Genomic DNA, 25,665 nt, shown 5'->3' on the forward strand with positions numbered 1-25,665 from the left:
TCATCCAGCGAAAAATGCCAGCACGTCGCCGCGCCGCGCCAGGGTGTCGCGTTCGCCGAGGCGAATCAGTTCGCGCGTGTAGCTGGCCTCGAACAGCAGGTAAGAGGCCAGCGCCGCGCCGCGCGACTCGAGCGCGCCGAGGGCGCCCAGCAGCGCGCGCACCGGGGCCGGCAGGCTGGCGGTATGGCGCGCGGCGATCGTGTCGAGCCGTTCCGACGGCGCGATCACCAGCAGTTTTACCTCGCGCAGCCCGCTGCCGGCGCGCGCTTCGGGCGCCAGCCGGGCCACGGTATGATTGATGCGCTGCAGGCGTTCGACGTCGGCCGCCAGGCTGTCCAGAAAAATCGAGGACATTGCATGCCCCGCCATCTGGGCCATGCTGGGATAGCCGCCGTGGCCCTCGCCTTCCGGCGCGGATTCGCTCATGCGCCCGGCGCCCACCACCAGCACCCGGGTGGCGCCGAGGTGGATCGCCGGCGCGATCGGCGCCTGCTGGCGCATCGCGCCGTCGCCGCAATACTCGCGCCGTCCGCCCAGGTACAGCGGCACCGCCGGGAAAATGAACGGGATCGCGCTCGAGGCCAGCAGGTGCTCGACCCCGATCTGGCTCGCCAGCGCCAGCCGCCCGTGGCGGGTCCAGGATTCGACCCGCGCCGCGCTCTGGTAAAAGGTCAGGTGCCGGCCGCTGGTGTACGAGGACGCCGTGATCGCCAGCGCATGCAGCGCGCCGTCGCCCAGCGCCGCGTCCAGCCGCGGCAGGTCGAGCACGCGGTGCAGCAGACCCGCCAGCGGGGTGTTGTCGAGCAGAGAATCGGGCGGCGCCGCGCGCCACTTGCGCAGCAGGGCGCCGAACGACAGCAGCGACAGCCAGCGCGCGCCCGAGCGCAGCACGGCCAGCGAATCGGCGCGATACACCGCCTGGGTGGCGACGTTTTCCCACACCGCCAGCAGGCCGCGCACGGCGCTGGCGAAGTTGTCGGCGCGGCAGGCCAGCGCGGTGGCGTTCAGGGCGCCGGCCGAGGTGCCGCAGATGATGTCGAACGGCGTGCGGCCGGGCTTGATTCCGGCATCATGCAGGATACGCAGGATGGCATGCAGCACCCCGGCCTGGTAGGCGGCGCGCGCCCCTCCTCCTGTCAGGATCAGTCCGGTTTTCTGATGTTTTTCCACGCGCCAAGGGTAGCAAATTTCGCTTGTCTTGCGGAAAATTTAATGAACTTAATGTCATTTAACGGCGGTTTAGTCGCGGATGTGCAACCAACCAGGGAGCAGCTCGATTCAACCCATTCAGATTACTGGCAGAGCTCGTAGAACGCGATACCGCACACGGCAAGGATGCAATACAAACCCATGTAGCCGGAACCGATCATGAATTTGCCTTCCCAGTTGCCTTCTTTGCTCAGGCGCGAATAATAGACAGCCGGGTTTGCGCGGTCATACCCTCGCGCTTGCGATGCTTGCGGTCGATGATCTTGTTCGGAATGCCAATCACCACGTAGAAAACAAGGACAACAATCTGCATCGCGGACATCGATCCCTCCTCATATTCAACCAGCCGATCATCCCATAAATATGTCACTATAAAAACGTTGCAAGGGCCAATCGCACCGGATCCCGACGCCAGAAGACACGGATATGCATGGCGCATCGAATGCTGCAGCTGTACGGCAGTCCACTGCGCGAACTGCCGCCCTACCCGTCGCGCTGCTTCGCCGCCCGCTCCTAGCGCGACGGCGTCCGCTTCAGTCGCCCTTGGCCACCCCTTCGCGGCGCGGATCGGCGCCGCCGAACCACAGCGGCACGCCGTGCACCTGGATCCGTTCGATGCCGTGCAGGCCCGAGGTCTGCTCGCCCAGGCGGATCGCGTGGCCGCGCGCGCGCAGCACGTCGATGGTCTGCTGTGGGAAGCGTCCGGTTTCCAGTTCGGTCGGGCCGTTGCGGCTACCGAAGTTGGGCAGCGCGATCGCTTCCTGCACGTTCAGGCCCCAGTCGAGCGTACCGACCAGCACCTTGGCCACGTAGTTGATGATCGCCGGGCCGCCGGGCGATCCGATCACCAGCACCAGCTTGCCGGTCTTGCGGTCGAACACGACGGTCGGCGACATGGCGCTGCGCGGACGCTTGCCGGCTTCGACGCGATTCGCCACCGGGCCGTCCTTGTCACGCGCGCTGAACGAGAAGTCGGTCAGCTGGTTGTTGAGCATGAAGCCGTCGACCATCTGGCGCGAGCCGAAGGCGTCCTCGATGGTGGTGGTCATCGCCAGGCCCCTGCCGTCGGCGTCGACCACCGACACGTGCGAGGTCGACGGCGTCTCGATCGCGTTATCGGTGCCCCACGCAACATTCATCCCGGGCGGGGTGCCGGCCGGCGCTTCGCCCATCGAGCTGGCGCCGATCAGGCCGGCGCGCTGCTTCATATAGCCCTTGTCGATCAGGCTCGGCAGGCCGGCGCCGGGCAGCGGCACGAAGTCGGTGTCGGCTGCGTAGCGGTTGCGGTCGGCGTAGGCCAGGCGGCCGACTTCGGAGAACACGTGCACCGCTTCGGCGCCCGGCACCCCGTTCTTCGGCGCCAGCGCCTTCATGTCGAAGGTCTCGAACATGCCCAGCATCTGCGCCACGGCGATCCCGCCCGAGGACGGCGGCGGCATGCCGCACACGGTGTAGGCGCGATAGTCGCTGCAGACCGGGGTGCGGATCTTGGGACGGTAGTCGGCAATATCCTTGGCCGTCAAGAGGCCCGGATTGGTCGGGTGGCCGGCGACCTTGGCCGCGATGTCGCGTGCAATGTGGCCGTTGTAGAACACGTCCGCCCCGCCCTCGGCGATCTCGCGCAGGGTCTTGGCCAGCGCCGGATTCTTGAGGATGTGGCCGACCGGCCAGGCCTTGCCGTTCTTGTCATAGAAGTGCCCCAGGGCGACGGGATCCTTGCGCAGGTAAGCGTCACCCTGCAGCATCTTGTTCATGCGCGGGCTGACCGCGAAGCCGGTTTCGGCCATGCGGATCGCCGGCTGGAACAAATCCTTCCACGGCAGCTTGCCGTGCTGGCGGTGGGCCAGCTCGAGCATGCGCAGCACGCCCGGTGCGCCGACCGAGCGGCCGCCGACAATGCCTTCGGTGCGCGACAGCGGCGTGCCGTCGGGACGCTCGAACAGGTGCTCGTCGGCCTTGCCCGGCGCAGTCTCGCGGCCGTCGAAGGCCTGGGTCTCCTTGCCGTCGTAGTGCACCATGAAGGCGCCGCCGCCGATGCCCGAGGATTGCGGCTCGACCAGGGTCAGCATCATCTGGGTGGCGATGGCGGCGTCGATGGCGCTGCCGCCGCGGCGCAGGATCTGGTAGCCGGCGTCCACCGCCAGCGGATTGGCGGCGGCCACCATGTACTTCTGGGCCGGCCAGCCGGCCTTCTGGGTGTAGCCGCTGGCTGCTTCCGGCGCGGCCTGTTGCGAATCCTGGGCCAGGGCGGGCCAGGCGCTTGCGCTGCCGATCAGCAGGCCGAGGGCGAGTTTGCCGAGTTGCGTGTTCAGTTGCGAGTTCAATGTCTTCAAGCCAATTCTCCAGAAAGCAAAACGGGCGCGCGGCATGCACTTGACTGCGCGCCGCGCGCCCGACACCCCAGCATGCTACCGCATTCGCCGGATGCTTTCAGAGCAGGCTTGTCGTTTCTACTCTGCCTTGACGTAATAATTTACTTCGGCTGCATGCGGATCGCGCCGTCCAGGCGGATCGTTTCGCCGTTGAGCATCACGTTTTCGATGATGGCTTTGGCCAGGTGCGCGTACTCCTTCGGCAGGCCGAGGCGCGGCGGGAACGGCACCATCTTGCCCAGCGAATCGCGCACTTCCTGCGGCATGTTCATCAGCATCGGCGTCTCGAAAATGCCCGGCGCGATGGTCATCACGCGGATGCCGTTGCGTGCCAGGTCGCGCGCCATCGGCAGCGTCATGCCGGCCACCGCCGCTTTCGACGAGCCGTAGGCGGTCTGCCCCATCTGGCCGTCGAAGGCCGCCACCGAGGCGGTGTTGATGATGATGCCGCGCTCGCCGTATTCGGCTTCGGGCGTCTGCCCCATCGCCTCGGCCGCCAGGCGCGCCATATTGAAGGTGCCGACCAGGTTGATGTTGACGGCGCGCTGGAACAGCTCGAGCGGGTGGGCGCCTTCCTTGCCGACGGTCTTGGCGGCCGGCGCGATGCCGGCGCAATTGACCAGGCCGCGCAGGGTGCCGAGCTTCACCGCGGCGGCGACCACGGCCTGGCCGTCGGCTTCCTGGGTGACGTCGCATTGGACGAACTGGCCGTTCAGCTCGGCGGCCAGCGCCTGGCCGGCTTCCAGCTGCACGTCGGCGATCACGACCCTGGCGCCGCCTTCTGCCAGCATGCGCGCGGTGGCCGCGCCCAGGCCGGATGCGCCGCCGGTGACGATGAATACATTATCCTGAATTTGCATGGTTGTCTCCTCCTGAAGTTCTTGTTGCCGTTTACGTTAACGTCAACTGATATTGTAGCGAACTTTCGGGGTGAGAAACAAAGCAGCTGAGCAAGCAGCTGAGCATGCAGCTCAGGGCGCCGTCAGGACCCTGTGATCAAAAGCACTGCATGGTGTTGCCGGTACGGTTGCACAGGCGGCCCTGACTGTTGACGGTGGAGTTGCCGACGCTCGAATTGATGGTGGCGCCGCTGGCGTCGGTGCAGGTGGCGCCGACGCAGGAATTGACTTGCGACGAAGTCGGGCCGGCCGGGGCCGGATTCGGCGCGCTCGGCATGACCGGCGCGCTCGGCGTCGGCATGCGGGCGCTGCTGTCGATCTGCTGCTGGGCGGTACGCGGGGCGTTCGGCTGCGGGGTCAGTACCGGACGCACGTTCTGTGGCGCCGGGTGGGTGGCCGGGTCGATTTCCTTCAGGCGCGACGGTTCCTGGCGGCCGGTGGTTTTTTCTTCCTGCGTCATGGGACGCATGTCGATGGCTGGCGCCGGAGCCGAGGTGGTGGTCGCGTTCAGGACCGGGCGGTAGGTTTCGCCGGTGGTCGGCTGGCCGGGGGTGGCGCCGGTGGTCTGGGCGCCGGCACTTGCCGCAGAGATAGCGAAAAGGACGGCAAGGATCGTTTTGGTTTTGTTCATGGCTAGCCTCGCAAATATGAGTGACCAATGTTGGCAACCGATGTTGGCAACTGACACCTTATTATCGTCTTGATAAGTCGTGCACGGCGCACGCGAAACAATTGCTCACATAATCGTGATCGGGCGGGTGATGAGGGTCGTCGGCCAAGTGCCATACCGCCCTTCTTTCGCCAACCCCAAAAACGTCATCCCCGCGCAGGCGGGGATCCAAGTTTGCTCGCGCTGCCACTTCGCTTGATGCCAGTGGTTTGCTGAGGACTTGGATCCCGCCTGCGCGGGGATGACGTGCTGAAACTAGTAGCCAGGAACCCGGTATCGGGTCTCTCGCGTATCGGACTTACTCCGACAACGCCGCAAACGCGGCATCGCGCACCTGCTCGACCGGGCCGACGCCGGTGATCTTGCGGTACTTCGGCGCGCCCGGCAGGCCCGATTGCGCCCACTTGTTGTAGTAGCCCAGCAGCACTTCGGTCTGGTTGTGGTACACCTCCAGGCGCTTCGACACGGTCTCGGCCTTGTCGTCGTCGCGCTGGATCAGCGGTTCGCCGGTCACGTCGTCGGTATCGGCAACCTTCGGCGGGTTGAACTTGACGTGGTACACGCGGCCCGAGGCCGGGTGCGAACGGCGGCCGGTCATGCGTTCCAGGATCAGGTCGTCGGGGACGTCGATTTCCAGCACGTAGTCGATATTGACGCCGCTGTCCTTCATGGCGTCGGCTTGCGCGACCGTGCGCGGGAAGCCGTCGAACAGGTAACCATTGGCGCAGTCCGCTTCTTTCAGGCGCTCCTTGACCAGGCCGATGATGATGTCGTCCGAGACCAGCTGGCCCGCATCCATCACCTTCTTGGCCGCCAGGCCCAGCTCAGTGCCCGCCTTGATCGCGGCGCGCAGCATGTCGCCGGTCGAGATTTGCGGGATGTTGAACTTCTCTTTGATGAAATTGGCCTGGGTGCCCTTGCCGGCACCGGGTGCTCCTAACAGAATGAGACGCATGAGTTTCCTGAGTTTCTTGAAAATAATGAAAATGAACGTGGTCGTGGCGGCGGTCGATTTGGTGCTGCGCTGACTTGCTTGACACGAAAGTTACCACAGAAGTTGGCTTAATAGCCAGTTCCGGGGCCCCGCCGACGGGGATTATTGATCCAGGTCAGCCGGCCCCGTCAGCTATATGCCTGCGGCATCAAGACGCAAAATGCTGGCGTACCCTCGCAAGATCTTCCGGAGTATCGACGCCGCCCGGTGGCGCGTCCTGTGTGACATGCACCGCGATCGGCACACCGTGCCACAGCACGCGGAGTTGTTCCAGCGCTTCGATCGTTTCGAGCGGCGCCGGTTCGAGTTTGGGATAGGCCTGGAGGAAGGCGTTACGGTAGGCGTACAGGCCGATGTGGCGCAGCGGCGCATAGCCCAGCGGGAGCGATTCCCGGGTCTGGGCGAAGGCATCGCGGTGCCATGGGATGGTGGCGCGCGAGAAATACAGCGCGCGGCCGTGCTTGTCCAGCACGACCTTGACGATGTTCGGGTTGAACACCTCGGCCGCGTCCAGGATCGGATGGGCGGCGGTGGCCATCGGCACCTCCGCGCTGATGCGCGCGGCGCAGGCCGCCAGCAGCGCCGGGTCGATCAGCGGTTCGTCGCCCTGCAGGTTGACCACGACCTCGTCTTCGCCCAGTCCCAGCACTTGCGCCACTTCGGCGATACGGTCGGTGCCGGAAGGATGGTCGGCGCGCGTCAAGACCGCGTGCACGCCGTGCGCGGCGCAGGCGGCGGCAATGTCCTCGTGGTCGGTGGCGACGATGATGCGCGCCGCGCCCGATGCGCGCGCGCGCTCGGCGACGCGCACCACCATCGGTTTGCCGCCGAGGTCGGCCAGCGGCTTGTTCGGCAGGCGGGTCGAGGCCAGGCGCGCCGGGATGATGACGGTGAAGCTCATCGTCCGGACATCAAGCCGGCTCGACCTTGCGGGCCTGGTCGGCCCACATGATCGGAATGCCGTCGCGGATCGGATAGGCCAGGCGGTCGCCACGGCAGGTCAGTTCCTGCGCTTTTTTGTCGTATTCAAGCGGTCCCTTGCACAGCGGGCAGACCAGGATATCAAGCAGTCGAGCGTCCACGACATTTCTCCACGATTTGTTCGGCGAGGCGCGCGTCGAGCTGCGCCGTCACAGGCACGACCCACAAGCGCGGATCGTCCTTCAGGTTATCAATTTGCCGACATTTTACTGCATCCTTCTCGGTGATCAGGATGATGTCGGCGTCGACGGCGTCAAACGGCCGGTCGAGGAAGTCGTGGTGGTCGGGCAAAGGCAGTTCGCCGACCGTCAATCCGCTGTTTTTGAGCATCGCGAAGAAGCGGCCCGGGTTGCCGATGCCGGCTGCCGCCACGATGCGTTTATCGCGCAAAGTCGCTAGCAGCATGCGCGCGCCGCCGCCGTGCAAGGGCTCGGCAAACTCGCCCGACAATTGCATGCGGTACGGAGTGCCGCCGACCGCGGCGGCCAGCGCCGGCGTCAGCTCGGGCGCGTTCACCACCGTGAAATCGCGCCGGCGCGACGGCGGCTCACGTAAAGGCCCGGCCGGCAACAACCAGCCATTGCCGACGCCGCGTCCGTCGAACAACACGATCTCGACGTCGCGTGCCAGCGCGTAATGCTGCAGGCCGTCGTCGGCGATCAGGACGTCGACCTCGGGATGCGCCGCCAGCAACGCCCTGCCCGCTTCCGCACGGCGGCGGCCGACCACCACCGGGCAACCGGCACGGGCCGCGATCAAGAGCGGCTCGTCGCCGACCTCGCGCGGATCGCACTGCAGCGTGACTTCACGCGGGGCACTGTTTTCTCCGCCATGGCCGCGCGAAATCACGCCGGGACGCAGACCGGCCGCGCGCAGCGCATCGGCCAGCCAGATCGTCAGCGGGGTCTTGCCGGTACCGCCAATAAAGATATTGCCGACCACGACCACCGGCACCGGCAGCCGCTCGGCGCGTTTCACACCAAGGCGGAACAGCAGCCGGCGCAGGCCGGACAACAGGCGGAACAGCAGCGCCAGCGGCAGCAGCGCCCAGGCCAGCGGCCCGCGCCGTAGCCAGGCGCGGGTGAGTGTCGTTTCGAGAGAGGAAGCCATACGGGGATTCGGAAGCGCCGCCGCGTTTGCGCGCGGCGCGCGCCGTATTACTTGGCGCCGCCGGTCTGGGCGGCGAAGGTCAGCTTGTCGTAGCCGGCCACGCGCGCCGCTTCCAGCACGTTGATCACCATCTGGTGCATCGCGAACTGGTCGGCATTGACGATCACCACCGGGCTGGCCACCACCTGGCCGTCCTGGGTGCGGGCGGCGTTGCGCAGGTCTTGCGCCAGGCCGGCGACGCTGCTGAAGGCGACCGGCGTGTTGTTCACTGTGTAGTTACCCTTGGCATCAATGGTGACGTTGATCTCGAACGGCTTTTCCTGCGGCTTGTCGGCCTCGGCGGTCGGCAGCGTGATCTGCAGCTCGGTGAACTTGCTGTAGGTGGTCGAGACCATCAGGAAGATCAGGACGACCAGCAGCACGTCGATGAACGGGATCAGGTTGATCTCCGGATCCTCGCGCTTGCGGCCGCGGCGAAAGTCCATCATTTGCGGGCACCGTGGACGACGTCGACGAATTTCACCGCCTGCAGTTCCATGTCGACGATATACGTGTCGATCAGGTTGCGGAAGTGGCGATAGAAGACCAGCGCCGGCATCGCGATCGCCAGGCCGAAGCCGGTGTTGTACAGCGCGACCGAGATGCCGTGCGCCAGCTGGGCCGGGTTGTTGCCGCCGGTCGGGCTGGAAGCGCCGAAGATCTCGATCATGCCGACCACCGTGCCGAACAGGCCCATCAGCGGCGCCAGCGAAGCGATGGTGCCGAGCGTGGTCAGGAAGCGCTCCAGGCCGTGGGCGACGCCGCGGCCGGCTTCTTCGATCGACTCCTTCATGACGTCGCGCGGGGCGTCGACGTTGCGCAGCGCGGCGGCCAGCACGGTGCCGAGCGGGGAATTCTGTTCCAGCTTGTCGACCACGTCCGGCGTCACCTTGCCGCTGCGGTAGACACGGATTACTTCGTCGAGCAGGTTACGGGGGAGGATCTTCTCGCGGCGCAGGGCGATCAGGCGTTCGACGATCAGGGCAACGGCAACGATCGAAGCGGCCAGCAGGAACCAGATCGGCCAGCCTGCGGCTTGGAAAATAGCGAGCAAGAGATACTCCTGAGATGAGAAAAATCAATTCGGCAATGTAGCAATTTGGCAGCGAAGCAGCAAGTAGAGTTCTGCACAACTTCTGTGGATAAAATTGTGCGCAATGGCCTCGATGACGGACAAGCACCTTGATTCATAAGGACTTTCTGTGCCTGCGCAAGAAAATGGCAGTCTCATGACTTGGCTCATGGGTGGCTCAACCGTGCGCGTGGCCGGTTCGCTTGTTCGCCACCGGGCTGTAGTTGCGAACAAATTCTGTGGACAAAATTGTGCGCAATGGTCATTAGCGACCACTAAGCCATTGATTCCATGCGACTTTATTGCTGAGCTCAAAATATGGGCAGGCCTGAGCGTCTGTACTTCGCATCCGGCTCTGTGCGGTTCCTCACATTTTTTGTGGACAAAAGTGTGAGCAAGGATACTTCTGTGACACTAAGCCTTTGATTTACCTCAAAAAAATGTAACCGCTTAAAATTTGAGCATGGGCAACTATTTGTCAAGAAATGCGGGGATTTAATGCCTGGATGCATCATTTGTTCGGCTGCGAACGCACTTCTGCACACAATCTTCGCGCTTTGCACATTTTTTGTGGATAAGAATGTGAGGAAGCGCAAAGAATACAAGCTAAGTATCTGATTTTGTTAGATATCCACCTGTATGCCATCAAATTAAGCAGCGGCACCTTTTTGCAAAAACAGCCTTCCAGCCGCTTCCTGGCACATCCCTCATCCTTTGTATCGACTTCACTGTTTGCACAATTTCTGTGGACAACTTTGTGATCAAGCCTCCCGCAATTCGGGTAAGTAATTGATTCATAATCGTCTGCGCCCTTTTGCCCGATCCGCGTGCAACGTGCTGCCATACAGACAAGTTCCCCACAGATTGTGTGGATAAACCGCCCTCTCTCACCTCGATCGCGCTTGTAAGTCCATGATTCGACAGCATTTTCAATAGATTGCATTGAAAAGCAGCAACATTGGTTTTTCCCGCCAAGCCGCCCGCACGCGTGAAAAAGACTTGTCGTGCGCCAGACGATGTGACATAAGCATTCCTTCCTGATTTTTGACACCTCCTATGCAACGCCCAACCGACGCCGATCCCGCCTACGCCGCTCCCGCTGTCCTGAGCGTGACCGCCCTCAACGCGCAGGTAGCGCGGCTGCTGGAACGCTCGTTTCCGCTGGTCTGGATCGGTGGAGAGATTTCCAACTTCACGCGCGCGGCTTCCGGCCACTGGTACTTCACGCTGAAGGACGACGCGGCCCAAGTGCGGGCCGTGATGTTCCGCAGCCGCGCCCAGATGGCCGGCTTCACCCCGCGCGAAGGCGACAAGGTCGAGGTGCGCGCGCTGGTGACGCTGTACGGCGCGCGTGGCGACTACCAGATCAATGTCGAGGCGATCCGCCGCGCCGGCGTCGGCCAGCTGTATGAAGCCTTCCTGCGCCTCAAGGAAAAGCTCGGCGCCCAGGGCCTGTTCGACCCGGAACGCAAACGCCCGCTGCCGCTGTTCCCGCGCACGGTCGGCATCGTCACCAGTCCGCAGGCTGCCGCGCTGCGCGACGTCTTGACTGCCCTGCGCCGGCGCGCGCCACACGTGCGGGTGGTGCTGTATCCGGCGCCCGTACAGGGACAATTTGCCGCCGACAAGATCGCCGAAGCTATCATGACCGCCTCGCGCCGCGCCGAAGCGGATGTGCTGCTCGTATGCCGCGGCGGCGGCTCGATCGAAGACCTGTGGTCGTTCAACGAAGAATGCGTGGCGCGCGCGATCGCCGCCTGCAGCATCCCGGTGATCTCGGGCGTCGGCCACGAGACCGACGTCACCATCGCCGACTTCGCCGCCGACGTGCGCGCCGCCACCCCGACCGCCGCCGCCGAACTGGCCGCGACGCCGCGCGCCGACTGGCTCGCTTCGCTGCAAGCCGACGCCGTCGACCTGCGGCGCGCCATGGAGCGCCGCCTGCTGGACGCCGGCCAGGGCCTGGACATGCTCAGCCGCCGCCTGCTGAGCCCATCGGCGCGGATCGACAACCAGCGCCTGACCCTGCTGTCGCTGGCCACCGCCATGACGCATGCGGTCAAGCTGCCGGTCAACCGTCACAGCCTGACGCTGGCGCAACTGCAGCAGCGCTGGACACGTCACCGCCCGGACATGCGCGCCCTGCGCGCGCAACTGCAGTCGGACGGGCGCCACCTGAACGCCAGCCTGTGTAACGGCATCAAGAACCGCCGTGACGCCCTGAGCACCCTGTCGGCCCAGCTCGAGCTGCTGAACCCGCAGCGCACGCTGGAGCGCGGCTACGCCATCGTGCGCGACGGCAAAGGCCAGATCGTGCGCGATCCGGCCCAGATCAAAGCGCGCGACACCCTGAACGTGCGCCTGGCCGGCGGCAGTGCCGAGGTCGTCGTGGCGGGCGTACAGAGCGTATTGGAATAGTCCTGAGGGGACGAAAAGCGGCCGGTCGGATGCAACTCAGCAATGAAGTTGCATCCGGTTTAGAATAACGCCGCTTTTCAAAACAACAATTCGGTACCCCAACCATAAAGGACTAGAACATGGAACATACCCTGCCGCCACTGCCTTACGCCAAGGATGCCCTGCAGCCGCACATCTCGGCCGAGACCCTGGAATTCCACCACGGTAAGCACCACCAGACCTATGTGACCAACCTGAACAACATGATCAAGGGCACCGAGTTCGAAAACCTGTCCCTGGAAGAGATCATCAAGAAGTCCTCGGGTGGCGTGTTCAACAATTCCGCCCAGGTCTGGAACCACACCTTCTTCTGGAACTGCATGAGCCCGAACGGCGGCGGCGCGCCGACCGGCAAGGCACTGGACGCGATCAACGCCAAGTGGGGTTCGGTCGAGAAGTTCAAGGAAGAGTTCAACAAGGCCGCGCTGGGCAACTTCGGTTCGGGCTGGACCTGGCTGGTGCAGAAGGCCGACGGCAGCGTCGACATCGTCAACACCTCGGGCGCCGGCACCCCGCTGACCACCGAAGACAAGGCACTGCTGACCGCCGACGTCTGGGAACACGCCTACTACATCGACTACCGCAACGCCCGCGCCAAGTTCCTGGAAGCGTTCTGGAACGTCGCCAACTGGGACTTCGTGAACCAGAACATGGCGTAATGCCTGCACTTGTCTCGTCAAATCAAGTTCAAAACAACGAACTTCATATCGGGACAAAAACCGTGCTACTGGAAGCGCTGTTCTGACGACAACGCACATTGTTCCAGCATGTACCATGGCCCGCTCTGCGGGCCATTTTCGTTCCTAGCCTTCACGCCATCGGCACTCAGCAACGCCGCGCATGGCCGCGTTCATGCCGCCTCATCGGCAGCGCGTTGATTGTCATAATCTTCTTGTGCCTTCTCTATGGCCACACCATATTGCCTGGCCCAGCCCACCAGTGCCACAAATGGATCCTGCAAGGTCCGTCCCAAGGGCGTGATTGCATACTCGACCGCCACCGGGGACGATGCGATCACGCGCCGGCTCACCAGGCCGTTGCGCTCGAGCCGGCGCAGTGCCTCAGTCAGCGCCTTGTGCGTGATCGGATCGAGCCTGCGCTTGATGGCATTGAAGCGCGCGGGCTGGGTGCACAGCACGGTCAGAATCAATACCGACCACTTGTTTGCCACCTGCTCCAGGATGGGGCGGGTGCTGTTGATCTCTGCCAGCAGCGCAGCGATATCGGTTGCCATGTGGTTTCCTTCGATATATCTAGTGTAGATCAGGTGCGTAATTGACACCAAATATACGGAATGTATCATCTGGCGTCCATCCCTTATCTGGAGCAGCCATGTTGAAACTTGAAGGAAAGATCGCCCTGGTCACCGGCGGCAACAGTGGTATCGGTCTCGCGGTCGCACGCCGCTTTGCGCGGGAAGGCGCCCATGTGTTCATCACCGGCCGGCGCGAAGCGCAGCTGGCCGAGGCGGTGTCGCTCATCGACGGCCGGGTCGAGGCAATATCGGCGGATCTCACCAGCAGCGGCGACCTTGCCCGCCTGTTCGAGACCATCCACGCCAGGGCCGGCCGCCTTGACATCGTCGTCTACTCCTCAGGCGTGTCGGAGCCTGCCAGCCTGGAACAGACGACCGAGGAGCATGTCGATCGCGCCTTCGGCCTGAACGTGCGCGCCATGGTATTCACGGTGCAGCACGCGCTCAAGGAAATGAGCCAGGGCGGCGCCATCGTGTTGATCGGCTCGATTGCGGGTAGCATGGCCAATCCCGGCTACGGCACCTACTCCGCCAGCAAGGCTGCGGTACGCTCGTATGCCCGCACCTGGAACACCGAGCTGGCGCCGCGCGGCATCAGGGTCAATACGCTCAGCCCCGGCCCCACCGATACGCCGATGTTCGACCAGGCCAGCGACGAAGTGAGACAGACCCTCAGTGCGCGGATACCGGCCCGGCGCCTGGGACATCCCGACGAAGTAGCGGCTGCGGCGCTGTTCCTTGCTTCGGACGAAAGCGCCTACGTCGGCGGCACCGAACTGGTCATCGACGGCGGCATGTCGGCGTGAGATGCATGCGCCAACGCGCGGCTCTGTTACTGGAACAGGAAATGCGTGCCGAGCCGCGTGCCGCACAGGGCGCCATCATAGCCGGGCAGCGCTGACAGCTCCTCCTTGAATGCACTGCTCGCCATCGCCATCTGCGCCGACCTTAACAGCGGCATGTCGAGCGCGTCGGCATGACAGGCCAAAAAATACTGTTCGCGAATGACGGGGATGAAGCCGAGATCGAAGCGCCGCGCCGCGGTCTCGACGCCGAAGCCGACATCGGCCATGCCGCTGGCAACGTAAGCCGCCACCGCCGCGTGCGTGAATTCGGCGCTGCCGGAGCGGTTGATCACCGCCGGGGCGATGCCAAGGTCGGCCAGCAGCAACTCCAGTAACACCCGCGTCCCCGATCCCTTCTGGCGATTGACGAAGCGCAGGTCGGCACGCGCCAGGTCGGCCAGCCCCGTCACGCCTTTCGGATTATCCCTGGCCACGAAAATGCCCTGCATGCGATACGCCAGGTGCAGCAGCGCATGACGCTCGGGATCGAGCCAGGGGCGGTACTTGGCCGCCGCCGCACCCTCGAACGCGCCCACCGGCAAATGAAAGCCCGCCAGGTCGCACTCGCCGCGCGCCAGCGCCGCCACCGCGTCGCTGCTGCTGCGGTAGTTGATGTCGACCGTCACGCCCTGCCCGTTCAGCTGCTTGACCAGCGCGGCCACCGCGAAGCCGTGCGAGGCGGTCAGGCGCAGCACCTGGGCGTCGCCGACCATCACGCGCGCCAGTTCCTGCTGCAGTTCCGAGGCCAGGCTGTCGAGCATCGGCGTCAGGCGGGCGTGGATGCGGCGGTCGGCCCACATCAGCTTTTCGGCAAGGGGCGACAGCACCGTGCCGCGTCCGCGCACCTTGTGCACCAGTTCGACGCCGAACTGCTTTGAAAACTGCTGCAGCAGACCCCATGCATGGCGGTAGGACATGCCGCGCGCGCTGGCGGCCTTGCTGATCGAGCCCAGCTCGCTCACCGCCATCAGCAAGTCGAGCAATGCCGGCAGCGGGGTCGGCATCCCGGCGCTATCGCGGACCACCCAATCGGGCCGTATCTCCACCTTCATCATATGCAAAATCCTTCATATTGAACGACTGCGAATCGGGTGCTACTCTGGTTTCACTATCCTAATAACTGACTTTATATATGTTCCTCAAAACATATACAAGGCACCCAGGAGACACGATGAGCCCAGCAGACAGCCCCAGCGCCGACCGCATCATCGGCGACATTCTCGAACTCCATGCGCATTGCGGCGTCCTCGGCCAGGACGCTTTGCTGCCGGTGCTGCATGCGATCCAGGACCGCCTCGGTTTCATCCCGCCCGATGCGGTCGAGGGCCTGGCGCACAGCTTCAACCTGTCGCGCGCCGAGGTGCATGGCGTGATCACCTTCTACCACTACTTCAAGACCACGCCGCCGGCGCGCTGCACGGTGCAGATCTGCCGCGCCGAAGCGTGCCAGAGCATGGGCGGCGACGCCCTGCTGTCGCATGCCAGCCAGGCGCTGGGTTGCGGCCTGCACGAGCACAGCCACGATGGCGGCTTCGCGCTGGAACCGGTGTATTGCCTGGGCTACTGCGCCACGGCGCCCGCCATCATGATCAACGACGCGGTCCACGCCCGCGTGACGCCGGCGCGCTTTGACACGCTGGTCGCCAAAGCGACTGCCAACGCCGGGGAGGTCGCATGAGCGTGCGCATCTTTGTTCCCGCCGATTCGGCGGCACTGGCCCTGGGCGCCGACGACGTCGCCGCAGCCATTGTCCGTGAAGCGCAGCAGCGCGGCATCGCCATCGACCTGGTGCGCAACGGCACCCGCGGCCTGCTGTACCTCGAACCGCTGGTCGAAGTCGAGACACCGGCTGGCCGCATGGGTTTCGGCAACGTCGATGAATCCGACGTCGTCGCCCTGTTCGACGCTGGCTTCTACAACGGCACCAGCAGCCATCGCCTCGCGCTTGGGCTGGTGGAGCAGATCCCCTATCTGGCCAAACAGACCCGCCTGACTTTCGCCCGCTGCGGCGTCACCGATCCGCTGTCGCTCGACGACTACGTCGCACACGGCGGCTATCGCGGCCTGCGCCAGGCCGTGAGCATGACGGGCGCCGACATCGTTGCCGCGGTTACCGCATCGGGCCTGCGCGGACGCGGCGGCGCCGCCTTCCCCACCGGGATCAAGTGGAACACGGTGCTGCGCGCGCCTGGCGTCCAGAAATACATCGTCTGCAATGCCGACGAAGGCGACTCCGGCACCTTCGCCGACCGCATCGTGATGGAAAGCGATCCGTTCGTGCTGATCGAAGGGATGACGATCACCGGCCTGGCGGTCGGCGCCACCCGTGGCTTCATCTACGTGCGCAGCGAGTATCCGCATGCGATCGCCGCGCTGAATCACGCGATTCAGACCGCCACCCGCGCCGGCCTGCTCGGGATGAACGTCGCCGCCAGCGGCCGCGCCTTCGAGCTCGAAGTGCGCAAGGGCGCCGGCGCCTATATCTGCGGCGAAGAGACCGCCCTGCTGGAGAGCATCGAGGGCAAGCGCGGCGTGGTGCGCGCCAAGCCGCCGCTGCCGGCGTTGGCCGGCCTGTTCGGCCAGCCGACCGTCATCAACAACGTGCTGTCGCTGGCCTCGGTGCCGGTCATCCTCGACAAGGGCGCGCAGTTCTACCAGGACTTCGGCATGGGGCGTTCGCGCGGCACCCTGCCGGTGCAGCTGGCCGGGAACATCAAGCACGGCGGCCTGATCGAACTGGCGTTCGGCGCCACGCTGCGCGAGATTTTGTACGACTACGGCGGCGGCAGCGCCAGCGGCCGGCCGATCAAGGCGGTGCAGGTGGGTGGTCCGCTGGGCGCCTATCTGCCGGAATCACAGTGGGACACGCCGCTCGACTACGAAGCCTTCGCTTCGCTGTGGGCGGTGCTGGGCCACGGCGGCATCGTGGTGCACGACGACAGCGCCGACATGTCCAGGCTGGCGCGCTACGCGATGGAATTCTGCGCCGTCGAGTCGTGCGGCAAATGCACGCCGTGCCGTATCGGTTCCACGCGCGGCGTGGAGGTGATCGACAAGATCCGCGCAGGCAGCGAACGCCCGCAACAGGTGATCCTGCTGCGCAGCCTGTGCGACACCATGCTCAATGGTTCCCTGTGCGCGATGGGCGGCATGACGCCCTACCCGGTGCTGTCGGCGCTGAACCACTTCCCGCAAGACTTCGGCCAGGTGGCCGGCGACCAGGTTGCAGCGTAGTCCAGGACATCAGGAGACTCCCATGATCGAAACCATCCTCACCCGCGATTTCGGCACGCCGGCCAAAGAGATCAACCTCGCCACCGAGATGATCACCCTCATCATCGACGGCGTGCAAGTCACCGTCCCGGCCGGAACCTCTCTGATGCGCGCGGCCGCCGAAAACAGCATCAACATCCCCAAGCTGTGCGCCACCGACAGCCTGGAGCCGTTCGGCTCATGCCGCCTGTGCCTGGTCGAGATCGAGGGCCGGCGCGGTTATCCGGCCTCGTGCACGACGCCGGCCGAAGCGGGCATGGTGGTGCGCACCCAGTCGCCAAAGCTGCAGGAAGTGCGCAAGGGCGTGATGGAGCTGTACATCTCCGACCACCCGCTCGACTGCCTGACCTGCCCCGCCAACGGCAACTGCGAGCTGCAGGACATGGCCGGCGTCACCGGCCTGCGTGAAGTACGCTACGGCTACGAGGGCGCCAACCACCTCAAGCTGAAGAAGGACGAGAGCAACCCCTACTTCACCTTCGATTCCTCGAAGTGCATCGTCTGCAACCGCTGCGTGCGCGCCTGCGAGGAAACGCAGGGCACCTTCGCGCTGACCATCTCGGGCCGCGGTTTCGACGCACGCGTGGCGGCCGGCCAGAGCGAACCGTTCATGCAGTCCGAATGCGTCTCGTGCGGCGCCTGCGTCGAAGCCTGCCCTACCGCCACCCTCACCGAAAAGTCCGTGATCTGGCTCGGCCAGGCCGAGCACAGCATCACCACCACGTGCGCCTATTGCGGCGTCGGTTGTTCGCTCAACGCCGAGATGAAAGGCAACCAGGTGGTGCGCATGGTGCCGGCCAAGGACGGCAAGGCGAATGAAGGCCATGCCTGCGTCAAGGGCCGCTTCGCCTGGGGCTATGCCACCCACAAAGACCGCATCCTGAAGCCCATGATCCGGTCGAAGATCACCGATCCGTGGAAGGAAGTGACGTGGGACGAAGCGCTCGACTATGCGGCGTCCGAATTCAAGCGCATCCAGGCCAAGCACGGCCGGGATTCGATTGGCGGCATCGTGTCGTCGCGTTGCACCAACGAGGAAGGCTACCTGGTGCAGAAGCTGGTGCGCGCCGCCTTCGGCAACAACAACGTCGATACCTGCGCTCGCGTGTGCCACTCGCCGACCGGCTACGGCCTCAAGACGACGCTGGGCGAATCGGCCGGCACCCAGACCTTCAAGTCGGTCGAGAAATCCGACGTGATCCTGGTCATCGGCGCCAACCCGACCGACGGCCACCCGGTGTTCGCCTCGCGCATGAAGCGGCGCCTGCGCCAGGGCGCGCGCCTGATCGTGATCGACCCGCGCCGCATCGACCTGGTCAAGTCGCCGCACATCCGCGCCCACTACCACCTGCAGCTGCAGCCCGGCACCAACGTCGCGATCATCAGCGCGCTGGCGCACGTGATCGTGACCGAAGGGCTGATGGCCAACGACTTCATCGCCGAGCGCTGCGACCTGCGCGCGTTCGAGCAGTGGCGCGAATTCGTGGCGCGGCCTGAAAACTCGCCGGAAGCGACGCAAGAGATCACCGGCGTGCCGGCGCAGCAGGTGCGCGAAGCGGCGCGCCTGTTCGCGCTGGGCGGCAACGGCGCCATCTTCTACGGCCTGGGCGTGACCGAACACGCGCAGGGTTCGACCGCCGTGATGGGCATCGCCAACCTGGCGATGGCCACCGGTAACGTCGGGCGCGAGGGCGTCGGCGTCAATCCGCTGCGCGGCCAGAACAACGTCCAGGGTTCGTGCGACATCGGCTCGTTCCCGCACGAGCTGCCGGGCTACCGCCATGTATCCGACACCACCGTGCGCACCCTGTTCGAGCAGGCCTGGGGCGTGCCGCTCCAGGCCGAGCCGGGCCTGCGCATTCCGAACATGTTCGAAGCGGCCCTCGACGGCAGCTTCATGGGCCTGTATTGCCAGGGCGAGGACATCGTCCAGTCCGACCCCAACACCCAGCACGTGACCTCGGCGCTCGAAGCCATGGAGTGCATCGTGGTGCAGGACATCTTCCTCAACGAGACCGCCAAGTATGCCCACGTGCTGCTGCCCGGTTCATCGTTCCTGGAAAAGGACGGCACGTTTACCAATGCCGAACGGCGCATCTCGCGCGTACGCAAGGTGATGCCGCCGCGCGCCGGCTATGCCGATTGGGAAGTCACGGTGGCGCTGTCCAACCGCCTGGGCTATCCGATGCACTACCGCCACCCGTCCGAGATCATGGATGAAATCGCGCGCCTGACACCGACCTTCAGCGGCGTGAGCTACCGCCGGCTCGATGAACTGGGCAGCATCCAGTGGCCGTGCAACGACCATGCGCCGGAAGGCACGCCGACCATGCACGTCGACGGCTTCGTGCGCGGCAAGGGGCGCTTCATCATCACCCAATACGTCGCCACCGACGAGAAGGTGACGCGCAAGTATCCGCTGATCCTCACCACCGGCCGCATCCTGTCGCAGTACAACGTCGGCGCCCAGACGCGCCGCACCGAGAACGTGCGCTGGCACGCCGAAGACCGGCTCGAGATCCATCCGCACGATGCGCAGGAACGCGGCATCGAGGATGGCCAGTGGGTCGGCATCCACAGCCGCGCCGGAGAGACCGTGCTGCGGGCAATGGTCACCGAACGCATGCAGCCGGGCGTGGTCTACACCACCTTCCACTTCCCCGAGTCGGGCGCCAACGTGATCACCACCGAGAACTCCGACTGGGCCACCAACTGCCCCGAATACAAGGTCACGGCGGTGCAGGTGATGCCGGTGCAGCAGCAGTCGGACTGGCAGCTGGAATATGCGCGCTTCAACCAGCTGCAGCTCGGATTGGCGGAGCCGGTCGCATGACGTGCGCCGCCGACATGATTCTCGAGGCGGGGGTGGAGCCGGCCTTCCATCACGCGCCCAGTGCGCGCATGGCGGTGGCGCGCATGGGCCGCGGCGCGCCATCCTCGCCGTCCGCGCCGACCGGCGACCTGCAGGCCGAGGACGAGCTGGCCGAGGAAGTGCCGGTCGCGCTCGAGTACAACGGCGTCGCGCACGCGGTGATGCTGGCCACGCCCGGCGACCTGGAGGAATTCGCGCTCGGCTTTTCGCTCAGCGAAGGCATCCTGGCCTCGCCGGCCGAGTTCTACGGGGTCGAGATCGAGCACGGCGCGGCCGGTATCACCGCCCGCATCGACATCGCCGCCGGCGCCTTCATGCGGCTCAAGGAGCGGCGCCGGGCGCTGGCGGGTCGCACCGGCTGCGGCCTGTGCGGCGTCGACAGCCTGGCCCAGGTGATCCGACCCCTGCCCTGCCTGGCGCCGACGCGGGCGCTGTCCGGCGCGGCGATCCGGCGCGCCCTGGCCCAGGTGCGGCAGGAGCAGCCGCTCAACCGCCTCACCGGCGCCACCCACGCGGCGCTGTGGTGCGGCCGGGACGGCGTGCCGCGCGCGGCGTTCGAGGATGTCGGCCGGCACAACGCGCTCGACAAATTGATCGGCGGCCTGCACGCCGCCGGCGCCGACCTGGGCGACGGCTTTTGCCTGATCACCAGCCGCGCCAGCGTCGAGATGGTGCAGAAGGCCGCCACGGTCGGCATCGCCGCCATGGTGGCGATTTCCGCGCCGACCGCGCTGGCCGTGCGTACTGCGCTCGAGTGCGGCATGACCCTGGTCGCCTTTGCCCGCGGCGACAACTTCGTCGCCTACGCGCATGGCGTCAACATCGACATGGAGTCCGCATGAACATCGACAACCTGGTCACCATGGCCAACCAGATCGGCGCCTTCTTCGAGTCCTACCCGGACCAGCGCGAAGGCCGCACCGAGATCGCCAACCACCTGCAGCGCTTCTGGGCGCCGCGCATGCGCAGCCAGCTGTTTTCGCACATCGACAACGAAGAGGGCGAAGGACTGCGCCCGATCGTGATCGACGCCCTGCTGGAGCACCGGCGCGAGCACATGCCGCCACCGCCGCCGGGTGGCGACGCCGGTTGATTCACACTCCCGGCAGGCGCGGCGAGCTTGCCGGCTTCGGTGCTACGCCTGCGCCGTCTCCAACTGCGCCAGGCGCGCCCTCAGCTTGCGCTCTTCGCTCCAGCGTTCGGTCTCGTCGCGCACCAGGGCGACGATCGCCGACACCTCGCCGTTCGATCCGTGCAGCAGCGCCACGGTGAACGCGATCGACAAGGGTTTGCCTTCCTTGTGCAGCGCCGGCACCCGCAGCAGGTCGGCCCCGTAGCGTGTCTGGCCGGTGGCCATGGTCTTGTGGTAGCCGTCCCAGTGACGGTCGCGCTGGCGCTGCGGCACGATCAGGTCCAGCGACTGTCCGATGGCCTCGTTCTCGGCAAAGCCGAAGATGCGGGTCGCGGCCGCGTTCCAGAAAGTGATCTTGCCGCTCGTGTCGCTGACGATCACACCGTCGCCCAGCGCATGGAGCAGTTGTTCGAAATCGATTTGCATGGATATTCCTTCCCCAAAAAGCGAATGCGCGTCGCAAACAGCCGACGCGCACCAGACTCCGTTATCCGGGCAGGCCCGGGATCAGACCACGTTCTGCTCGTGCAGGGCCGCGATCTGCTGCGAGCTGTAGCCGAGGCCTTCCAGCACTTCGTCGGTGTGCTCGCCCAGCAGCGGCGAACCGGTGATCTCGACCTTCATGTCCGAGAACTTGATCGGGCTGCCCACGGTCAGGTAGGTACCGCGTTCCTTGTGCTGGACCTCGGCGATCGTGCCGCTGGCGCGCAGCGACGGATCGTTGGCGATTTCCTTCATCGTCAACACCGGCGAGCACGGGATGTCGAACTTGCGCAGGATGTCGACCGCTTCGAACTTGGTCTTGTCCTTGAGCCACTCTTCGATGGTGCCGAAGATGGCGAAGATCTTGTCCTGGCGCGCGCCGGCCGTCATGTACGCCGGGTCGTCGATCCACTCTTCCTTGCCGATCGCCTTGCAGATCGGCGCCCAGGCGTGGCCCTGGATGGTGAAGTAGATGTAGGCGTTGGGGTCGGTCTCCCAGCCCTTGCACTTGAGCACCCATCCCGGCTGGCCGCCGCCGCCGGCATTGCCGCCGCGCGGCACCACGTCGGAGAAGCTGCCGTGCGGGTATTGCGGATACTCTTCCAGGTAGCCGACCCGGTCCAGGCGCTGCTGGTCGCGCAGCTTGACCCGGCACAGGTTGAGCACGCTGTCCTGCATCGAGACCGCCACCTTCTGGCCCTTGCCGGTGGTGTCGCGCGCGCGCAGCGCGGTCAGGATGCCGATTGCCAGGTGCATGCCGGTATTGCTGTCGCCCAGCGCGGCGGCGCTGACGGTCGGTGGGCCGTCGTCGAAGCCGGTGGTCGAGGCCGCGCCGCCGGCGCACTGCGCCACGTTCTCGTAGACCTTCAGGTCTTCGTAGTGGTGGCCGTCGCTGAAGCCCTTCACCGAGGCCACGATCATGCCCGGGTTCATTTCCTTGATGTGTTCCCAGGTAAAGCCCATGCGGTCCAGCGCGCCCGGGCCGAAGTTCTCGACCAGCACGTCCGACTCCTTGATCAACTTGGTCAGGATTTCCTTGCCTTCGGGCTTCTTGGTATCCAGCGTCAGCGAGCGCTTGTTACTGTTGAGCATGGTGAAGTACAGGGCGTCGACGCCCGGGATGTCGCGCAGCTGCGAGCGGGTGACGTCGCCGGCGCCGGGACGCTCGACCTTGATCACGTCGGCGCCGAACCAGGCCAGCAGCTGGGTGCAGGCCGGACCGGCCTGGACGTGGGTGAAGTCGATGATCTTGATACCTTCGAGTGGCTTGCTCATGATGTCAGTCTCCTTTTTGTTGATCGGATGGCGCGGCCGTCCGGCGCGCTGGCAGAACCACGCGCGCCGGCGGTTGTGCGATTCACTGGGTCACTTCTTGGCGCCGCTTTGCGGATTCAGATTGGTCAGGCGGCCGCTCTCGGTGCCGGCGGTCTCGTCGATCACGGCATTGATCAGGGCCGGCTTGCCGGCGGCAATCGCCTCGTTCAGGGCGCGGGTCAGCTCTTCCGGCGTGGTGGCGTGGTAGCCGATGCCGCCGAAGGCCTCGATCATCTTGTCGTAGCGCGCGTTCTTGACGAACACGGTCGGGGCCACGTCCTTGCCCCCGGTCGGATTCACATCGGTGCCGCGGTACACGCCGTTGTTGTTGAAGATGATGGTCGTGACCGGCAATTCGTAGCGGCAGATGGTCTCGAGTTCCATGCCGCTGAAGCCGAACGCGCTGTCGCCTTCGATCGCCACCACCGGCTTGCCGCTGACCACGGCGGCGCCGATTGCGTAGCCCATGCCGATGCCCATGATGCCCCAGGTGCCGGAGTCGAACCGCTTGCGCGGCTGGTACTGGTCGATGATGCTGCGCGCATAGTCGAGGGTATTCGCGCCTTCGTTGACCAGGTTGATGTCCGGATGCTGCTTGAGCACCTCGCGGATCGCGCCCAGGGCGGTGTGGAAGTTCATTGGCGCCACGTCGCGGCTCAGTTGCGCCGCCATCTTCGCCATGTTCTGTTCCTTGCGCTCGGCGATCGGGCCGAGCCATTCCTGGTCCGGCTTGGCGATCCCGGCGCCGTCCAGGCCATCGAGCAGGGCCGCCACGCACGAGCCGATGTCGCCGATCAGCGGCGCGGCGATCGCCACGTTGCTGTCGATCTCGGTCGGCGAGATGTCGATCTGGACGAACTGCTTGGGCTTGCCCCAGGTCTTGCCCTTGCCGTGCGACAGCAGCCAGTTCAGGCGCGCGCCGATCAGCACCACCACGTCCGCTTCGGCCAGCACGTAGGAGCGCGCCGCCGAGGCGGATTGAGGATGGGTATCAGGCAGCAGACCCTTGGCCATCGACATCGGCAGGTAGGGAATGCCGGTGCGCTCGACCAGGGCGCGGATGTCTTCGTCGGCCTGGGCATAGGCGGCGCCCTTGCCGAGCAGGATCAGCGGCTTTTTGGCGCCCTTGAGGAGTTCCAGCGCGCGCTGCACCGAATCCGGGGCCGGCAGCTGGCGCGGCACCGGGTCGACCACCTTGACCAGCGAGCGCTTGCCGTGGCCGGCCTCGATCGTCTGCGACAGCAGCTGGGCCGGCAGGTCGAGATAGACGCCGCCCGGGCGGCCCGAGACGGCGGCACGGATCGCGCGCGCGACACCGATGCCGATGTCCTCGGCCTTGTTGATGCGGTAGGAAGCCTTGGCGTAGGGCTTGGCCGCGTTGAGCTGGTCCATCTCTTCGTAGTCGCCCTGCTGCAGGTCGACGATCTCGCGCTCGCTCGAGCCGGAAATGAGGATCATCGGGAAGCAGTTGGTGGTGGCGTTGGCCAGCGCCGTCAGGCCGTTGAGGAAGCCCGGCGCCGACACCGTCAGGCAGATGCCCGGCTTTTGCGTCATGTATCCGGCAATTGCCGCGGCATTGCCCGCATTCTGTTCATGACGAAAGCCGATGAAACGCATGCCTTCGGCCTGTGCCAGGCGCGCCAGGTCGGTAATCGGGATGCCGACCAGGCCGAAGATCGTATCGATGTCGTTGTGTTTCAACGCATCGATTACCAGGTGGAAGCCGTCGGTCACGTCCACCGAAACTTGGTTTGTCATTGATGTCTCCAGTGATTTTCGATCCGGGCAACTACGCCATGTGCCACCCTCGAATCATCATATCCAGCCAGCCTGATTTGTCTCATTGACCATGGTCAATTTTGGCCGCATGATGAGAGAATCTCGCTAAATGGCTGCGTTCATGACGACGATTGCAAATCACTCGGAACGGAACATCATCCGTCTTCAGCTGAAGCAAAATGTGGTTCTCAAGGAATTACGCGACAGCGAGATGGCCGCGCTCGAGCCTTATCTGACGATCGAGAACCATCAAAAAGGTGATTTGCTTGTGAACCAGGGCGTTCACGAAATGTCACAGTATTTCATTCTCGACGGGATACTTAAACGCCAGGTCACCAACCAGGAAGCGAAGGAAATGATCCTGCGCTTTTCGGCCGAGCGCGATATCGAGACCAGCTACGCCGCCTGGTGCCTCAAGACGCCGACACCGTACAGCATCGCCTGCGTCACCAAGGCGCGGGTGGCGCGCATGCCGCTGCCGCAGTGGGTCGATTACCTGCGCAGTCATAGCACCGTGAAGCAGGCGTTCGAATTCGAGGTGATGAATCTGATGAGCAGCATCATGGCGCATACGATTACGCTGCATTTGCTGGATGCGCCGGGGCGCGTGCATCGCTTCATGCGCAAGTATCCGGATTTGTTCGAGCGGCTGCCGAAGAAGGAACTGGCGTCGTATTTGAATTTGTCGCCGGAGACCTTGAGCCGGTTGAAGAATCGCGGGAAGATCTGAAGAATCAGCGAAGTTTCTTTCTTCGTTAGCATCAGCACGTCGCCCCCGCGAAGGCGGGGGTCCAATTTCTGCTTGCGTTATCGCGACGCTTGCAAACTTGGGCCCCCGCCTTCGCGGGGGCGACGGTTTTTCAGCCACAAAAGAATGGGGGGGGCGGATGGTGAACCCGTCCATCCGAC

25 protein-coding genes are annotated in these 25,665 nt (G+C 64.9%); 9 read left to right on the forward strand and 16 right to left on the reverse strand.

Annotated elements, in window-relative coordinates; genetic code table 11:
• The 11 genes from QPK27_RS06310 to QPK27_RS06360 all read right to left on the reverse strand — a co-directional run bounded on the left by QPK27_RS06310 (position 1) and on the right by QPK27_RS06360 (position 9,328).
• Positions 1 to 1,170 carry a patatin-like phospholipase family protein gene (locus QPK27_RS06310; RefSeq protein WP_290417353.1) on the reverse strand — a complete coding sequence of 390 codons (1,170 nt, stop codon included), beginning with the start codon at positions 1,168 to 1,170 and terminating at the stop codon, positions 1 to 3.
• Positions 1,171 to 1,399: 229 nt separating this feature from the next.
• Positions 1,400 to 1,531: a hypothetical protein gene (locus QPK27_RS06315; protein ID WP_290417354.1), complete on the reverse strand. Its 132-nt coding sequence runs from the start codon at positions 1,529 to 1,531 to the stop codon at positions 1,400 to 1,402.
• Between the two features lie 211 nt (positions 1,532 to 1,742).
• A complete protein-coding gene (gene ggt / locus QPK27_RS06320; RefSeq protein WP_374047021.1) occupies positions 1,743 to 3,578 on the reverse strand; it encodes a gamma-glutamyltransferase in 1,836 nt (611 codons plus the stop codon).
• 104 nt (positions 3,579 to 3,682) lie between these two features.
• A complete protein-coding gene (locus QPK27_RS06325) occupies positions 3,683 to 4,441 on the reverse strand; it encodes a 3-hydroxyacyl-CoA dehydrogenase (RefSeq protein ID WP_290417355.1) in 759 nt (252 codons plus the stop codon).
• A 136-nt stretch (positions 4,442 to 4,577) separates the two neighbouring features.
• Complete coding sequence (locus tag QPK27_RS06330; protein WP_290417356.1) at positions 4,578 to 5,111, reverse strand: hypothetical protein; 534 nt, start codon at positions 5,109 to 5,111, stop codon at positions 4,578 to 4,580.
• A gap of 337 nt (positions 5,112 to 5,448) precedes the next feature.
• Positions 5,449 to 6,105, reverse strand: coding sequence for an adenylate kinase (gene adk / locus QPK27_RS06335; protein WP_290417357.1), 657 nt, complete (start codon positions 6,103 to 6,105; stop codon positions 5,449 to 5,451).
• Between the two features lie 187 nt (positions 6,106 to 6,292).
• Positions 6,293 to 7,045 (reverse strand): 3-deoxy-manno-octulosonate cytidylyltransferase, encoded by a 753-nt coding sequence (kdsB, locus tag QPK27_RS06340; protein ID WP_290417358.1) that lies wholly within the window; start codon positions 7,043 to 7,045, stop codon positions 6,293 to 6,295.
• Between the two features lie 10 nt (positions 7,046 to 7,055).
• Positions 7,056 to 7,226 (reverse strand): Trm112 family protein, encoded by a 171-nt coding sequence (locus tag QPK27_RS06345; protein ID WP_290417359.1) that lies wholly within the window; start codon positions 7,224 to 7,226, stop codon positions 7,056 to 7,058.
• The gene (gene lpxK, locus QPK27_RS06350; protein WP_290417360.1) at positions 7,207 to 8,235 is read right to left on the reverse strand and encodes a tetraacyldisaccharide 4'-kinase; all 1,029 of its coding nucleotides are present in this window, start codon (positions 8,233 to 8,235) and stop codon (positions 7,207 to 7,209) included. Before lpxK ends, QPK27_RS06345 begins: the two co-directional genes overlap by 20 nt.
• Before the next feature lie 47 nt (positions 8,236 to 8,282).
• Positions 8,283 to 8,720: a biopolymer transporter ExbD gene (locus QPK27_RS06355; protein WP_290417466.1), complete on the reverse strand. Its 438-nt coding sequence runs from the start codon at positions 8,718 to 8,720 to the stop codon at positions 8,283 to 8,285.
• Positions 8,720 to 9,328, reverse strand: coding sequence for a MotA/TolQ/ExbB proton channel family protein (locus QPK27_RS06360; RefSeq protein ID WP_290417361.1), 609 nt, complete (start codon positions 9,326 to 9,328; stop codon positions 8,720 to 8,722). Before QPK27_RS06360 ends, QPK27_RS06355 begins: the two co-directional genes overlap by 1 nt.
• Positions 9,329 to 10,402: 1,074 nt before the next feature.
• Here QPK27_RS06360 and xseA point away from each other — a divergent pair.
• Both xseA and QPK27_RS06370 read left to right on the forward strand, forming a co-directional pair.
• On the forward strand, positions 10,403 to 11,764 hold the full coding sequence (gene xseA / locus QPK27_RS06365; RefSeq protein WP_290417362.1) for an exodeoxyribonuclease VII large subunit: 1,362 nt from the start codon (positions 10,403 to 10,405) through the stop codon (positions 11,762 to 11,764).
• Between the two features lie 119 nt (positions 11,765 to 11,883).
• Entirely contained in the window at positions 11,884 to 12,462 is a 579-nt protein-coding gene (locus tag QPK27_RS06370; RefSeq protein ID WP_290417363.1) for a superoxide dismutase, read from the forward strand.
• Between the two features lie 191 nt (positions 12,463 to 12,653).
• On the opposite strand, the gene QPK27_RS06375 is transcribed toward QPK27_RS06370, so the two are convergent.
• Positions 12,654 to 13,037: a helix-turn-helix domain-containing protein gene (locus QPK27_RS06375; protein WP_290417364.1), complete on the reverse strand. Its 384-nt coding sequence runs from the start codon at positions 13,035 to 13,037 to the stop codon at positions 12,654 to 12,656.
• 98 nt (positions 13,038 to 13,135) lie between these two features.
• Here QPK27_RS06375 and QPK27_RS06380 point away from each other — a divergent pair, with 98 nt between their 5' ends.
• Entirely contained in the window at positions 13,136 to 13,864 is a 729-nt protein-coding gene (locus QPK27_RS06380) for an SDR family NAD(P)-dependent oxidoreductase (RefSeq protein ID WP_290417365.1), read from the forward strand.
• Positions 13,865 to 13,890: 26 nt separating this feature from the next.
• On the opposite strand, the gene QPK27_RS06385 is transcribed toward QPK27_RS06380, so the two are convergent.
• Positions 13,891 to 14,958, reverse strand: coding sequence for a substrate-binding domain-containing protein (locus QPK27_RS06385; protein ID WP_290417366.1), 1,068 nt, complete (start codon positions 14,956 to 14,958; stop codon positions 13,891 to 13,893).
• Positions 14,959 to 15,074: 116 nt separating this feature from the next.
• On the opposite strand from QPK27_RS06385, the gene QPK27_RS06390 reads away from it, so the two are divergent.
• Genes QPK27_RS06390 through QPK27_RS06410 form a run of 5 tightly spaced genes read left to right on the forward strand, consistent with a single transcriptional unit; the run spans position 15,075 to position 21,141 of the window.
• Positions 15,075 to 15,581 carry a formate dehydrogenase subunit gamma gene (locus QPK27_RS06390; protein WP_290417367.1) on the forward strand — a complete coding sequence of 169 codons (507 nt, stop codon included), beginning with the start codon at positions 15,075 to 15,077 and terminating at the stop codon, positions 15,579 to 15,581.
• Entirely contained in the window at positions 15,578 to 17,137 is a 1,560-nt protein-coding gene (locus QPK27_RS06395; protein WP_290417368.1) for an NADH-quinone oxidoreductase subunit NuoF, read from the forward strand. Before QPK27_RS06390 ends, QPK27_RS06395 begins: the two co-directional genes overlap by 4 nt.
• Before the next feature lie 22 nt (positions 17,138 to 17,159).
• Positions 17,160 to 20,009, forward strand: a complete 2,850-nt coding sequence (gene fdhF, locus QPK27_RS06400; protein WP_290417369.1) for a formate dehydrogenase subunit alpha — start codon at positions 17,160 to 17,162, stop codon at positions 20,007 to 20,009.
• Positions 20,006 to 20,890 (forward strand): formate dehydrogenase accessory sulfurtransferase FdhD, encoded by an 885-nt coding sequence (gene fdhD, locus QPK27_RS06405; protein ID WP_290417370.1) that lies wholly within the window; start codon positions 20,006 to 20,008, stop codon positions 20,888 to 20,890. The genes fdhF and fdhD overlap by 4 nt, the downstream gene beginning before the upstream one ends.
• A complete protein-coding gene (locus QPK27_RS06410) occupies positions 20,887 to 21,141 on the forward strand; it encodes a formate dehydrogenase subunit delta (RefSeq protein ID WP_290417371.1) in 255 nt (84 codons plus the stop codon). The genes fdhD and QPK27_RS06410 overlap by 4 nt, the downstream gene beginning before the upstream one ends.
• 42 nt (positions 21,142 to 21,183) lie before the next feature.
• Here QPK27_RS06410 and QPK27_RS06415 read toward each other — a convergent pair whose 3' ends face one another.
• From QPK27_RS06415 to oxc, 3 genes are all read right to left on the reverse strand, one after another.
• Positions 21,184 to 21,612, reverse strand: coding sequence for a PAS domain-containing protein (locus QPK27_RS06415; RefSeq protein WP_290417467.1), 429 nt, complete (start codon positions 21,610 to 21,612; stop codon positions 21,184 to 21,186).
• 75 nt (positions 21,613 to 21,687) lie between these two features.
• The gene (gene frc, locus QPK27_RS06420) at positions 21,688 to 22,938 is read right to left on the reverse strand and encodes a formyl-CoA transferase (protein WP_290417372.1); all 1,251 of its coding nucleotides are present in this window, start codon (positions 22,936 to 22,938) and stop codon (positions 21,688 to 21,690) included.
• A gap of 90 nt (positions 22,939 to 23,028) precedes the next feature.
• Positions 23,029 to 24,735 carry an oxalyl-CoA decarboxylase gene (gene oxc / locus QPK27_RS06425; protein ID WP_290417373.1) on the reverse strand — a complete coding sequence of 569 codons (1,707 nt, stop codon included), beginning with the start codon at positions 24,733 to 24,735 and terminating at the stop codon, positions 23,029 to 23,031.
• Between the two features lie 142 nt (positions 24,736 to 24,877).
• Here oxc and QPK27_RS06430 point away from each other — a divergent pair, with 142 nt between their 5' ends.
• Positions 24,878 to 25,486: a Crp/Fnr family transcriptional regulator gene (locus QPK27_RS06430; RefSeq protein WP_290417374.1), complete on the forward strand. Its 609-nt coding sequence runs from the start codon at positions 24,878 to 24,880 to the stop codon at positions 25,484 to 25,486.
• The last annotated feature ends 179 nt before the right edge of the window (positions 25,487 to 25,665 follow it).

The organism is Massilia sp. YIM B02443 (assembly GCF_030411955.1).
Classification (GTDB): domain Bacteria; phylum Pseudomonadota; class Gammaproteobacteria; order Burkholderiales; family Burkholderiaceae_D; genus Telluria.